This window comes from Streptomyces sp. NPDC001852 (assembly GCF_042891825.1).
GTDB lineage: Bacteria > Actinomycetota > Actinomycetes > Streptomycetales > Streptomycetaceae > Streptomyces.
This window is the reverse complement of sequence record NZ_JBIATN010000004.1, coordinates 315,399-328,614: the sequence shown is the minus strand read 5'-3', so window position 1 is coordinate 328,614 and position 13,216 is coordinate 315,399. Positions and strand designations below refer to the sequence as shown.

Genomic DNA, 13,216 nt, shown 5'->3' with positions numbered 1-13,216 from the left:
TTTTCTGCACCGACGAGGAAACGCGAGTGGACCAGGCCACAGCAAGGGCCAATGGCAAGCCGGTGGATCCTTTTGGTCCAGGGAGGGTTCCCCCGGGGTTCAGGAGGCCCGCTCCACCAGGGCAGCGGGAGGCTCGTCGTCCATCTCGAAGGCCAGCGGGAACGGGGCGTGGCCGGCCAGCCGGAACCAGCGGACCTTGCGGTGTTCGCGGAGCCTGCGGGCGGCCCCCACGGCGTCGTTGTGGAAGCGGCGGGCCATCGGGACCCGGCGGACGGCCTCGGCCAGCTCACGGGCCGCCTCCTCGCCTCCGGGGGCCTCGCGTACGGCCTCCACCTGGGCCGGGTCCGCGAAGACCGCGCGCAGCGCCTGGCTCAGCTCGCTCTCGGCGACCTCCCGCTGCTCCTCCTCGGCCTGCCGGGCGGCGTGTGCGGCCTCGTACAGCACGATCGAGGCGGCCGGGTCCAGCACGCCCGAGGTGGCCAGTTCCTGCGCGACGGAGGCCCGGCGCAGCAGCTGCGCGTCGAGCGCGGCCCGCGCGGCGTCCATCCGCACGTGCAGCCGGTCCAGCCGCCCGGCGGTCCAGCTCAGGTACACGCCGATCGCGACGAGTGCGACGAGGATCCAGATGAGGGTTGCGGTCACGGCCGAAGGCTATCGGCTGGGGCATGCGCCCCCTGAGCCGGCCGAAGGCCATCGACCGGGGTGCGCACCCCTCCGAGACGGCCGAGGGCCGTGGGCATGCCCTGCGCCGGACGGCGGCTCAGTCCCGCGCCAGCCCGAAGCGCGCGCGCAGTCCGGTCCGCTCGTCCGTGGCCACCGCCGCCGTACCGGTCGTGACGGTCTCGTACACCGAGAGGATGTCCGCGCCGACCGTCGACCAGTCGAAGCGCCGTACGTGGGAGCTGCCGCGGTCGCGCAGCTCGGCGCGGCGCTCCGGGTCCGCCAGGAGCCGTACGGCGGCCTCGGCGAGCGCGCCGGCGTCCTCGTTGGCGAAGACCTCGCCCGCCTCGCCCTGGTCGAGGACCTGTACGAAGGCGTCCAGGTCGGAGGCGAGGACGGGGACGCCCGCCGACATCGCCTCGACCAGGATGATGCCGAAGCTCTCGCCGCCGGTGTTGGGCGCGACGTACAGGTCGACGCTGCGCAGGAAGCGCGCCTTGTCCTCGTCGCTGATCATGCCGAGGAACTCGACGCGGGCGCGGAGCTCCCGCGGCAGCTCCTCGACGGCCGCCTCCTCGTCGCCGCGGCCCGCGACCAGCAGCCGGGTCTGCGGGCGGGCCGCCAGGATCTTCGGCAGGGCCCTCATCAGCACGGGCAGGCCCTTGCGGGGCTCGTCGATCCGGCCCATGAAGCCGATGGTGTCGCCCTGCCACTCCGGCTTCGGCTCGGCCTTGGCGAAGAAGTCCACGTCGACGCCGTTGGGGATGACCACCGCGTCCCCGCCGAGGTGCTCGACCAGCGTCCGGCGGGCGTACTCGCTGACCGCGATCCGGGCGCTGATCTTCTCCAGGGCGGCCTGGAGGATGGAGTACGCGGCGATCATCGCGCGCGAGCGGGGGTTGGAGGTGTGGAAGGTGGCCACGATCGGACCGGAGGCCGCCCAGCAGGTCAGCAGGCCCAGCGAGGGCGAGGTCGGCTCGTGGATGTGGACCACGTCGAAGGCGCCCTCGTGCAGCCAGCGCCGTACCCGCGCGGCCGACAGGAAACCGAAGTTCAGGCGGGCCACCGAGCCGTTGTACGGCACCGGGACCGCGCGGCCGGCCGAGACGACGTACGGCGGCAGCGGAGTGTCGTCGTCGGCCGGGGCGAGCACGGAGACGTCGTGGCCGAGCCGGAGGAAGTACTCGGCGAGGTCGCGGATGTGGAACTGGACGCCGCCGGGCACGTCCCAGGAGTACGGGCAGACGATCCCGATTCTCACGAGGGTCCCTTCGCGGGGTCGAGGTCGGCGAGCCACAGCCGCTGCAGCATGTGCCAGTCCTCCGGATGGTCGGCGATCCCGGTGGCGAAGGCGTCGGCCAGCGCCTGTGTCATGACAGACGTCTTCTCGGCCCGGGTACCTGACTCGGGTACCTCGACCGGGGGGTGGACCCGGCCCTGCATGACGGGCGAGTCGTCGTACCAGAGCGTGACGGGGAGCAGCAGCGCCCCGGTCTGCTGGGCGAGCAGGGCCGGGCCCGCGGGCATCCGGGTCTTCTCGCCGAAGAAGTCGACCTCGACGCCGGAGGCGGACAGGTCCCGGTCGGCGACCAGGCAGACCAGGCCGCCGTCGCGCAGCCTGCGGGCCAGGGTGCCGAAGGCGGAGCCACCACTGTGCGGCAGGACCTCCATGCCGAGGCCCTCGCGGTAGGCGACGAAACGGTCGTACAGCGTCTCGGGCTTGAGCCGCTCGGCGACCGTCGTGAACGGCGTCTCCAGCTTGGTCGTGACCCAGGCGCCGGCCAGGTCGTAGTTGGCCATGTGCGGCAGCGCGAGGATCACGCCCTCGCCGGCGGCCAGTCCGTCGGTCAGGAAGTGGATGTCCTTGGCGTCGAAGCCCGACTTCACGCGCTCCCGGCTCCAGGCGGGCAGCCGGAACGACTCCATCCAGTAGCGCAGGTAGGAGCGCATGCCCGCGCGCGAGAGCTCGGCCAGGCGCTCCGGGCCGGCGCCGGGCAGCACGCGCGCGTAGTTCGACTCCAGGCGCTGTACGCCCTTGCCGCGCTGCTTCCAGGTGACGTCGGCGATGGTCCGCCCGAGCCGGACCGCGACCGGCTCGGGGAGCTTCTTGACGGTGCTCCAGCCGAGCCCGTACAGCGCGTCCGTGAGCCGTTCCCCGGCGCTCACTTCGCGGCCTCGGCGTTCTGCTGGGCCGCCGCCTCCGCCTCCGCGGACTCTCGGCGGACGGTGACGACCCGCTGGATGAGCGTGACGAGGCTGCCGACGGCGACGATCCACAGGGCGATCGGCAGCAGCCACTGGATGCCGGGCACACCGAACGTGTGCAGGCCCGCCAAGCCGGCCGCGACCAGCGAGATCACCAGCCGCTCGGCGCGCTCGACAAGGCCGTTGACGGCGACGGGAAGCCCGATCGACTCGCCGCGCGCCTTGGTGTACGACACCACCTGGCCGCTCGCCAGGCAGAAGATCGAGACGGCGCACAGCGCGTTGTCGTCGCCGTTGCCCGCGTACCAGAGGGCGAACCCGCCGAAGATCGCACCGTCGGCGACCCGGTCGAGGGTGGAGTCCAGGAAGGCGCCCCAGCGGCTGGAGCGGCCCAGCTGACGGGCCATGTTGCCGTCGACCAGGTCGGAGAAGACGAACAGGGTGATCACGACCGTGCCCCAGAAGAACTCGCCCCGGGGGTAGAAGACCAGTGCGCCCGCGACCACACCGGCCGTGCCGATGAGGGTGACCGTGTCGGGGCTGACGCCCCGCCGGATGAGAAACGCGGCGAACGGTGTGAGGACACGCGTGAAGAATGCACGCGCGTACTTGTTCAGCATGGCCTTCCCGACGGTCGGTGTCGCCGCGGCCCTGGTGGCCTCCGGCTGGCCCATCGTAGCCACGCGCGCGTGCGCGTGGCGGGCGGGCACCCGCAGCCCGTGGTGCGAACCGGCGCGCGCCGCCGTGCGCGGGGCGTGCGTGGCGCGTTCGGCGTGCGCGGTTGTCGTTCGTATGGACGCAGCGTGACGGGAGTGGAAAGCTCGAATAACCGCGGGCGTCGCCGGAGCCGCCAGTGCACGCGGGTCCCGCGTGTCCGCGCCCACAGTGACCTCACCGTGCACGGGAGGCAGGATCATGGGCGACAAGACTCAGACACACCACCCCGGGGCCGCCGGCAGGGCTCTTGAGGCCGACCAGCCCGCATCCGTACGGAACGTGGTGCTGGTCGGCCACTCCGGTTCGGGCAAGACGACCCTGGTGGAGGCCCTCGCGCTGACCGCGGGGGCGGTGAACCGGGCGGGCCGCAAGGAAGACGGCGGCACCGTCTCGGACTACGACGAGATCGAGCACCGGCAGCAGCGCTCCGTACAGCTCTCCCTGGTGCCGGTCGCATGGGACGGCATCAAGATCAACCTGCTCGACACCCCCGGATACGCCGACTTCGTCGGGGAGCTCAGGGCCGGTCTGCGCGCCGCGGACGCGGCCCTCTTCGTCGTCTCGGCCTCGGACGGCGTGGACGGCTCCACCCGGATGGTCTGGGAGGAGTGCGCGGCCGTCGGCATGCCGCGCGCGATCGTGATCACGCACCTGGAGGCCGCGCGCGCGGACTTCGAGGAGATGACCCGGATCTGCGCGGAGGCCTTCGGCGGCGACGACCCCGACGCGGTACTGCCGCTGTACCTGCCGCTGCGCGGCCCCGAGGGTCCCGACGGGCACGCGCCCGTGACCGGGCTGGTCGGGCTGCTGTCGCAGAAGCTGTTCGACTACTCGACCGGGGAGCGCAAGGAGTCCGAGCCCGGCGAGGACCAGCTGCCGGACATCGAGGAGGCCCGCAACCGGCTCATCGAGGGGATCATCGCCGAGAGCGAGGACGAAACCCTCATGGACCGCTATCTCGGCGGCGAGCAGGTCGACGTCAAGACCCTGATCCAGGACCTGGAGCGGGCCGTCGCCCGCGGCACGTTCTTCCCCGTCCTGGCCGCCGCCCCCGCCGCCGAGGGCGCCAAACACGGCCTCGGCACGGTCGAGCTGCTGGAGCTGGTCACGGGCGGCTTCCCGACCCCGTTCGAGCACCCGCTGCCCGACGTCACCACGATCGACGGCAAGGCCCGCGAGCTGAAGCCGTGCGACACCGGTGGCCCGCTGGTCGCCGAGGTCGTCAAGACCTCCTCCGACCCCTACGTCGGCCGCGTCTCCCTGGTCCGCGTCTTCTCCGGCACCCTGCGACCCGACCAGACGGTGCACGTCTCCGGGCACGGGCTGACCGACCGCGGACACGAGGACCACGACGTCGACGAGAAGGTCGGGGCCCTGTCCATGCCGTTCGGCAAGCAGCAGCGGCCGGTGACGCACGCCGTCGCCGGCGACCTGGTGTGCGTGGCCAAGCTCGGCCGGGCCGAGACCGGGGACACGCTCTCCGCGAAGGACGACCCGCTGCTGATGGAGCCCTGGCGGATGCCCGACCCGCTGCTGCCGCTCGCCATCCAGGCGCACAGCAAGGCCGACGAGGACAAGCTCTCGCAGGGCCTGTCCCGGCTGGTGGCCGAGGACCCCACCATGCGGCTGGAGCAGAACCAGGACACCCACCAGGTGGTCCTGTGGTGCCTGGGCGAGGCCCACGCGGACGTCGCCCTGGAGCGGCTGCGCAGCCGCTACGGCGTCCAGGTCGACGTCGTCCCGCACAAGGTCTCCCTGCGGGAGACGTTCGCGGGCAGGGCCTCCGGGCGCGGGCGGCACGTGAAGCAGTCCGGCGGGCACGGGCAGTACGCCATCTGCGAGATCGAGGTGGAGCCGCTGCCCGGCGGCTCGGGCATCGAGTTCGTGGACAAGGTGGTCGGCGGGGCCGTACCCCGCCAGTTCATCCCGTCCGTGGAGAAGGGCGTACGCGCGCAGGCCGCCAAGGGCGTCGCCGCCGGATATCCGCTGGTGGACGTGCGGGTCACACTGCTGGACGGCAAGGCGCACTCGGTGGACTCCTCGGACGCCGCCTTCCAGACCGCGGGCGCGCTCGCGCTGCGCGAGGCCGCGGCCGACGCGAGGATCCATCTGCTGGAGCCGGTGGCCGAGGTGTCCGTGCTGGTCGGCGACGACTACGTGGGCGCCGTCATGAGCGACCTGTCCAGCCGGCGCGGCCGGGTGCTCGGCACCGAACAGGTGGGCTCGGGGCGGACCGTGATCAAGGCGGAGGTGCCCGAGTTCGAGATCGGCCGGTACGCGGTCGACCTGCGCTCGCTGTCGCACGGCACGGCACGGTTCGACCGCGTCTACGCCCGGCACGAGCCGATGCCGCCGCAGATCGCCGAACGGATTCGCGAACAGGCGGGTGACAACGCGTAGTTCGGCACCCGCGAGCCGGGTGCGCGGGCGGACGGCTTCGGCCGTCCGCCCGCCGGTTGTCGGTGGCGGCGGATACGCTGATCACCTGATCGCGTCGTGCCGCAGTCGTCCGGTTGTGACGGGTAGTCGGCGCGACGGCCTGTTCAACAGGTGTGCGGAGCAGGGAAGTCGGGAAGGCCGCAGAAGCGACACCGGCGGTGATGGGGGCGGTAATGTCGTTGGGAACGGAGTGGGACGGGCCCCAGGTGCCCGTCTCGGGCGACGCGAGTCAGGCGGCGACCGCCGCGCTGGCCTCCGCGGCGTACCGGGACAGCCCGATGGAGGAGATCAAGAAGGCCGACAACGAGTGGCACGAGTCGACCCTCAAGCCCGGCAGGATCGCGCTGCTGCGGCCCAATCTGGGTGAGGCGTTCTCGCGGGCCGTGGTCGCCCGGATGCTCGCTCCCGGCCGCAAGCCGCTCATCCAGTCCTTCGGGTCCGAGCCGCAGTTCGTCGTCGAGCACTGCCTCGCGGCCAACAACATCCGCCGGGAGCGCGACAACCGCCTGACCACCGTGACGGTCCTGTGCGGTGTGCTCTTCCTGCCCGGGCTGATCGCCTGGCTGCTCGTCTTCCAGCTGCGCACGTTCGTCGCCACCCGCGAGGACAGGCGGGCGGGTGCGCTCGCCACCGCCCTGCTCCTGGGGGTCGGCCTGCTCGCCGCGCTGTTCCTGATCAAGATGCCGTTCACCGGCTTCTGGGCGTGGTACGCCCGGGCGTGCGTCGCGCTCCCGGTGCTCGGCTGGTTCTGGGCCAAGCAGATCTGCGAGCGCACGGCCAAGGACCTGCGGGCCCGCTGGGCCGGCCTGCTCTCGGGCACCAGCGTCGGTGCCAAGGTCCCCGAGGCCGTGCCGCGCGGACCCAACCAGACGGCGGCCGAGGAGCTGCGCCAGTCGCTGGCCCGGCTCAGCGCCGAGCAGCAGTCCAACTCGGTCTTCTACGCCGGCCCCAAGGGCATACTCGGCATGGGCACCCGCTGGGGCGCCTGGCAGCTCGCCGAGGACCTGGTGCCCGCCGACCCGACGCGGGAGATCCACCCGTTCCGCAGCTGGGACGTCATACGCGCGATCCACGACCAGCTCGCCCTGCTGGAGCGCGGCCCGCTGAACACCGGCGGTTTCCCCAAGCCGTCCATCAAGCACTGGATCGTCACGCCGATCGGTGAGAAGGCCGCGGAGGTGTCCCGGCCCGAGGGCACCGACGTCGAGGCCTTCCAGGTCAAGCCGCACGCGATACAGGAGATCTGCAACAAGCAGCAGTTCGGCAGCGGCGACCGGCACTATCTGGGCGTGCAGTGGACGCTGTGGGACGGACAGCTGGTGCTCACCATGCTGATCACGGTGACGGTGCTGCACGAGACGCTGCGCATCGAGGTGACCGGGCACGCGCTGGGGCCGGTGAACTCTCTGTTCACCTCCAAGCCGGAGCCGCCGAGCAAGGAGGTCGCCAAGTCCCTCAAGCCCTGGGAGACCAGGAAGATCATGCTGCCGCTGGTCACCACGGACGAGGTGGTCCGGCTCGCCACGCGCGCACCGCTGAGCTGGTACCCGCCGCTGCTCAACTGGCTCGGCGGCTCGCTCGTCCTGCCCGAGCCGTTCGGTCTGCGGCACGCCTGGGCCGACCAGCCCTGGCGGCACCGCTTCATGGCCGACGACGCGCTGCGTGCGGCCACACCGGTGCTGCGGGTGGTGCACTCGGCGGCGATCAGAGTGCTGGAGGAGAACGGCGTGGACACGGAGAAGTTCGGCACCCGGTCGGGCGTCCTCAGCGGCTTGGTGCAGGACCCCACGCCGAAGAAGGCCGATCTGTACGACGCGTGAGCGGTGCCCTCGGCAGAGGGCACCCCGCGGCTACGCCGGCCAGGCCTCCGCCAGCATCTTCCGGGTGTCGGCCAGCAGCTGCGGCAGCACCTTCGTGTGGCCGACCACCGGCATGAAGTTCGTGTCGCCACCCCAGCGCGGCACGATGTGCTGGTGCAGGTGGGCGGCGATACCGGCGCCCGCGACCGTGCCCTGGTTCATGCCGATGTTGAAGCCGTGGGCGCCGGACGCGGTGCGCAGGGCCGTCATCGCCTGCTTGGTCAGCTCGGCGAGCTCCGCGGTCTCCGGGCCGGTCAGGTCCGTGTAGTCGGCCACATGGCGGTACGGGACGGTCATGAGATGGCCGCCGTTGTACGGGTAGAGGTTGAGGACCGCGTACACGTGCTCACCGCGCCGGACGATCAGTCCGTCCTCGTCGGACTTGGCCGGGATCGCGCAGAAGGGACAGCCGTCCTCGGCCCCGGGACCGCTCGGCTTGCCCTCGCCCTGGATGTAGGCCATCCGGTGGGGCGTCCACAAGCGCTGGAACGCGTCCTGCGTCCCCACTCCGATCTGCTGCTCCGGCTCACTCGTCATGCTAGGCAGCATATGGCTTCGCCCGTTCGCGGCGTGTCGCCGGGGCGGCGGGAAGAAGGCCACCGGCCAAGCTTGGCCGGTGGACGACGACAGCCGGTCGGCGCGCTGGACGCAGCGCACCGAGATCCCCCTCTTCGTGGCGTCGCTGGTCTTCCTGGCCGCGTATGCCACGCATGTCCTGGCCACGGACATGCCCGCGTTCTGGCATGTCGTGTGCCGGTGCGTGATGCTCGGCCTCTGGCTGGTGTTCGCCGCGGACTACGCGGTGCGCTGGCGGCTCAGCGGACAGGGCGTCCGGTTCGTCCCCACGCACATGCTGCACACGGTGGTGGTCATCCTGCCCCTGCTGCGCCCGCTGCGGATGGTCCCGCTGTACGACGCCATCCAGCGGAAGGCCGGACAGCCCCGGCTCGCGCTGCACGCGCGGGTGATCTCCTACGCCGGCCTGTCCACCGTGCTGCTCGGCTTCTCCGGCGCGCTCGCGGTCTACCAGGCGGAACGCGGGGCGCCCGGCGCCACCATGCGCACGTTCGGGGACGCCGTGTGGTGGGCCGCGTCGACCCTCACCACGGTCGGCTACGGGGACATCACCCCGGTCACCGCCCTGGGCCGGACGATCGCCACCGGGATGATGATCGGCGGCCTGGCCCTGCTCGGCGCGGTGACGGGCTCGTTCTCGTCCTGGCTGATGCAGACCTTCACCCGCGAGGGAGACGAGAGGCCCCCGGGAAGCTGAGTCTCCCGGGGGCCTTCGTACGCTGCGGGGCGCCGGATCAGACCTGGGCCCGCTCCTGGACGACCTGCGCGATCTTCGCGATGGCCTCGTCGAACGGGATGCCGTTCTCCTGGGAGCCGTCGCGGTAGCGGAAGGACACCGAGTTGTTCGACATGTCCTCGTCGCCCGCGATGACCATGAAGGGCACCTTCTGCTTCTGGGCGTTGCGGATCTTCTTCTGCATGCGGTCCGAGGAGGAGTCCACCTCGACGCGCAGGCCCTTCTTCCGGGCCGCCGCGGCGAACTTCTCCAGGTACTCCACGTGTGCGTCGCCGATCGGGATGCCGAGCGCCTGGACCGGGGCCAGCCAGGCCGGGAAGGCACCGGCGTAGTGCTCCAGGAGGACGGCGAAGAACCGCTCGATGGAGCCGAACAGCGCGCGGTGGATCATGACGGGGCGCTGCTTGGAGCCGTCGGGGCCCGTGTACTCCAGGTTGAAGCGCTCGGGCAGGTTGAAGTCGAGCTGGATGGTCGACATCTGCCAGGTGCGGCCGATGGCGTCCTTGGCCTGGACGGAGATCTTCGGGCCGTAGAAGGCGGCGCCGCCCGGGTCCGGGACCAGGGGCAGGCCCTGCTTCTCGGCGACCTGGCGCAGGGTCTCGGTCGCCTCCTCCCAGACCTCGTCGGAGCCGACGAACTTCTCCGGGTCCTTGGTGGACAGCTCCAGGTAGAAGTCGGTCAGGCCGTAGTCGCGCAGCAGGCCGAGGACGAAGGTGAGCGTCTTGTCCAGCTCCTCGGACATCTGCTCACGGGTGCAGTAGATGTGCGCGTCGTCCTGCGTGAAGCCGCGGGCACGGGTCAGGCCGTGCACGACGCCCGACTTCTCGTACCGGTACACGGTCCCGAACTCGAAGAGGCGCAGCGGCAGTTCGCGGTAGGAGCGGCCGCGCGCGTCGAAGATCAGGTTGTGCATCGGGCAGTTCATGGGCTTGAGGTAGTAGTCCACGCCCTCGTCGAGCTGCATGGGCGGGTACATGCCCTCGGCGTACCAGTCCAGGTGCCCGGACGTCTCGAAGAGCTTCCCCTTCGTCGCGTGCGGGGTGTAGACGAACTCGTAGCCCTCTTCCTCGTGGCGGCGGCGCGAGTAGTCCTCCATCACCCGGCGGATGATGCCGCCCTTGGGGTGGAAGACCGCGAGGCCGGAGCCGATCTGCTCCGGGATGGAGAAGAGGTCCAGCTCGGTGCCGAGCTTGCGGTGGTCGCGCTTCTCGGCCTCGGCGAGGAAGTCCAGGTACGCCTTCAGCTCCTCCTTGGAGGGCCAGGCGGTGCCGTAGATGCGCTGGAGCATCGGGTTCTTCTCGCTGCCGCGCCAGTAGGCGGCCGCGTTGCGCATCAGCTTGAACGCCGGGATGAGCCGGGTGGAGGGCAGGTGGGGACCGCGGCAGAGGTCCTTCCAGCACAGCTCGCCGGTCTTGGCGTCCAGGTTGTCGTAGATCGTCAGCTCGCCGGCGCCGACCTCGACGTCCGCTCCGTCGTCGTGCGACGCCGAGCCCTTGAGGCCGATCAGCTCCAGCTTGTACGGCTCGGCGGCCAGCTCCTCACGGGCGGCCTCGTCGGTGACCACACGGCGGGAGAAGCGCTGCCCGCGCTTCTGGATCTCCTGCATCTTCTTCTCGATGGCCTTGAGATCCTCAGGCGTGAACGGCTTCTCCACGTCGAAGTCGTAGTAGAAGCCGTCCTTGACGGGCGGGCCGATGCCCAGCTTGGCCTCGGGGAACAGCTCCTGCACGGCCTGCGCCATGACGTGCGCGGTGGAGTGGCGCAGGATGTTCAGGCCGTCCTCGGACGAGATCTCGACGCCCTCGACCTCGTCACCGTCGGACAGCGCGTACGCGAGGTCCTTCAGCTCACCGCCCACGCGCGCGGCGATGATCGAGCGCTCGCCCGCGAAGAGGTCGGCGGCCGTAGTGCCCGTCGTCACCACGCGTTCTTCCCGCTCGGAATCGCGTTGGATGATCACACGGACGTCTGACACCGGTCTCTCCTGACTGAAGGTGGGGTGCGGCGCCATACCAGGAGCGCGCGCACAGGCGATCGTACCGACCTCACGGCACCGACCGCGAAACGGTCACCCTCGGTCCCCTGTCCGACACTCCTCAGTCCTCGTCCCCGTACGCCTCCCCGCAGGCCTCCTCGAAGAAGTCGAGGTTCTCCTGCAGGGACTTCAGCAGCCGGTCCCGCTCACCCTCGTCCACCTGCACGGGTACGACCCCGGAGGCGCCGGTGAGCCGGCGGAAACCGCCCCGGCGCTCCAGCCGGCCGTGCACGCGCACCGGGAGCCCGACGAGGTGGGCGTGGCCGGCGATGCGGTAGTCCTCCTCGTCCAGGGTGACGCGGACGTGCGGGACGTCGGCGCCGGCGAGGACACGCAGCCGTACGGCGCCCTCGCCGCCGGGTCCGGAGCGGCGCATGCGGACGACGGCGCCGGTGATGCGGACCGGTACGGAGGGTTCCTCGCGCAGGTAGCGGGCGGCGGCCTCGCGCAGCACGGGCAGGTCGCCGGGTGAGAACTCGACGGGTTCGGCGCAGGGGGCGCAGCCCTCGGGGACGCCGGCGCCGGGCGCCCAGGCGACGGCGATCCGGGCGCCCTCGGTGCCCCGCACGAGCGCGGCCAGCGCCTCGGTCAGTTCGCGGCTGACGCCGGCCTCGATCGCCCCGTCGAAGGCGTCCATCCCGCCGGTGGCCCGCTGGTAGTCGACGGCCTCGCGGGCGGCGCACAGGGCCTGGTGCAGGCGGACGGCGAGCGGGCGGCCGAGGGGCACGGGCACGAAGGCGGTGAGGTGCCGGTCCTCGGCGGCGGGCCCGATGAGGACGTCCTCCAGCAGCGCGGCGGCGGCGCGGCGGTGGCGGGCGCCGTAGTAGCCGGCACGCGCGCGTGTGGCGAGCGCGGCGGCGAGCAGCATCTGCCGGGCGGCGCCGCGCAGTTGCTCGTCGGCCGTCCAGGGGGCGGAGCCGACGGGGCCGCCCGGGGTGTCGCGCCACCAGCGGATCTCGTCGCTGGGCACGGCGAGGGAGATCAGCACCTCGCGGGCGGCGGGCGTCCCGCTGCGTGCGAGGGCGTCCAGGGCCTCGCCGAGCAGGTCGTCGCTGTCGGGGAAGGCGCGGGTCTCCGGCACCAGCAGGCTGGTCCCGCCACCCCCGGGTCCCGGCGGGGTCCAGCGGCCGTAGCGTCCGGGGGCCCCGCCGCGCCGCTGCCAGCCGTGCCGGTGCAGCAGGGCGCCGAGCACGGCGGGGTCGACCTCGGTGGGCTCCGGGGGCCGGTTCCAGGGGAGGTCGTCGGGATGCGGCCGGACCTGGCGCGGCAGCTCCTCGTACGGACGGCTCCTCATGGCCTGCCTCCCGTTCCGACCCGCGTCATGATCTCGCAGAGCGCCCGGTCGTCGAAGATGCGCGTGGTCGGGATCCGCACGGTGGTCCGGTGCCGGCCGGTGATCGGGTGGCCGGCCAGGTTGACCCAGTAGCAGCAGTGCCTGAGGTCGAGCCGGTCGTGGCTGGCACGCAGCCAGTCGTCCTGCGAGCGCGGGACGAGCATGACGACCAGGATCTTGTGCACCGAGACGGGTGTGCGGGCGAGCTTGCGCAGATGGTCGTTGTCGAGGGTGAAGGAGAAGGTACGGCCCGGGGGGTTCGGCGCGACCTGGTACGTGGCCTTGAGCTGCACCTTGATGGTGACCTCGTCGTCGACGGTGTGTCCGGGCGCGCTGTGGCTGACGTGCCAGTCGATGCCGTTGTCCGGGAATGGCTGGGACAGCGAGCAGCCGGCCGCGGCGGCGACCGCGTGCAGATAGCCGACCTGCAGTGTCTCCATGCAGGCGGTGGTGGCGAGCGTGCCGCGAAGGGGGCCCGTGCGATCGGGCAGCAGCCCGCCCCGCTCGGGCTGCGCAATGGCCATGACCAACAGCCTTCCAAGCCAAGAGTTTCCCCGCTGCGGGCCGCTGAACAGCAAAGACCCGTACTCCTGTTGTCTCCTCCCGGCGTACGGCGCAAACGGCCCGGGTATCACCAAACGGGCAGAAGACGGAAC

11 protein-coding genes are annotated in these 13,216 nt (G+C 71.6%); 3 read left to right on the top strand and 8 right to left on the bottom strand.

The annotated features are described in order from the left end of the window. Positions 1–99: 99 nt before the first annotated feature. The 4 genes from ACFYZB_RS09515 to pgsA all read right to left on the bottom strand — a co-directional run bounded on the left by ACFYZB_RS09515 (position 100) and on the right by pgsA (position 3,539). Entirely contained in the window at positions 100–642 is a 543-nt protein-coding gene (locus ACFYZB_RS09515; RefSeq protein ID WP_388756233.1) for a hypothetical protein, read from the bottom strand. Positions 643–760: 118 nt separating this feature from the next. Further along, on the bottom strand, positions 761–1,921 hold the full coding sequence (locus ACFYZB_RS09510) for a glycosyltransferase family 4 protein (protein ID WP_388756231.1): 1,161 nt from the start codon (positions 1,919–1,921) through the stop codon (positions 761–763). Next, positions 1,918–2,826, bottom strand: coding sequence for a phosphatidylinositol mannoside acyltransferase (locus ACFYZB_RS09505; protein ID WP_388756228.1), 909 nt, complete (start codon positions 2,824–2,826; stop codon positions 1,918–1,920). Before ACFYZB_RS09505 ends, ACFYZB_RS09510 begins: the two co-directional genes overlap by 4 nt. Next, entirely contained in the window at positions 2,823–3,539 is a 717-nt protein-coding gene (gene pgsA / locus ACFYZB_RS09500) for a phosphatidylinositol phosphate synthase (protein ID WP_351211707.1), read from the bottom strand. Before pgsA ends, ACFYZB_RS09505 begins: the two co-directional genes overlap by 4 nt. Positions 3,540–3,780: 241 nt before the next feature. On the opposite strand from pgsA, the gene ACFYZB_RS09495 reads away from it, so the two are divergent. Together ACFYZB_RS09495 and ACFYZB_RS09490 are read left to right on the top strand one after the other, a co-directional pair. After that, positions 3,781–5,982: an elongation factor G-like protein EF-G2 gene (locus tag ACFYZB_RS09495; RefSeq protein WP_351211651.1), complete on the top strand. Its 2,202-nt coding sequence runs from the start codon at positions 3,781–3,783 to the stop codon at positions 5,980–5,982. Between the two features lie 212 nt (positions 5,983–6,194). Then, positions 6,195–7,841, top strand: coding sequence for a hypothetical protein (locus ACFYZB_RS09490; protein ID WP_351211653.1), 1,647 nt, complete (start codon positions 6,195–6,197; stop codon positions 7,839–7,841). A 30-nt stretch (positions 7,842–7,871) separates the two neighbouring features. Here ACFYZB_RS09490 and ACFYZB_RS09485 read toward each other — a convergent pair whose 3' ends face one another. Next, a complete protein-coding gene (locus tag ACFYZB_RS09485; protein ID WP_351211655.1) occupies positions 7,872–8,429 on the bottom strand; it encodes an HIT domain-containing protein in 558 nt (185 codons plus the stop codon). Between the two features lie 67 nt (positions 8,430–8,496). Here ACFYZB_RS09485 and ACFYZB_RS09480 point away from each other — a divergent pair, with 67 nt between their 5' ends. After that, positions 8,497–9,153: a potassium channel family protein gene (locus ACFYZB_RS09480; protein WP_388756224.1), complete on the top strand. Its 657-nt coding sequence runs from the start codon at positions 8,497–8,499 to the stop codon at positions 9,151–9,153. A gap of 37 nt (positions 9,154–9,190) precedes the next feature. Here ACFYZB_RS09480 and thrS read toward each other — a convergent pair whose 3' ends face one another. The 3 genes from thrS to ACFYZB_RS09465 form a co-directional block, all read right to left on the bottom strand. Continuing rightward, a complete protein-coding gene (gene thrS, locus ACFYZB_RS09475) occupies positions 9,191–11,167 on the bottom strand; it encodes a threonine--tRNA ligase (protein ID WP_388756221.1) in 1,977 nt (658 codons plus the stop codon). 121 nt (positions 11,168–11,288) lie between these two features. Next, positions 11,289–12,521 (bottom strand): hypothetical protein, encoded by a 1,233-nt coding sequence (locus tag ACFYZB_RS09470; RefSeq protein WP_388756218.1) that lies wholly within the window; start codon positions 12,519–12,521, stop codon positions 11,289–11,291. After that, the gene (locus ACFYZB_RS09465; protein WP_055708375.1) at positions 12,518–13,084 is read right to left on the bottom strand and encodes a DUF4365 domain-containing protein; all 567 of its coding nucleotides are present in this window, start codon (positions 13,082–13,084) and stop codon (positions 12,518–12,520) included. The genes ACFYZB_RS09470 and ACFYZB_RS09465 overlap by 4 nt, the downstream gene beginning before the upstream one ends. Positions 13,085–13,216 lie beyond the last annotated feature (132 nt).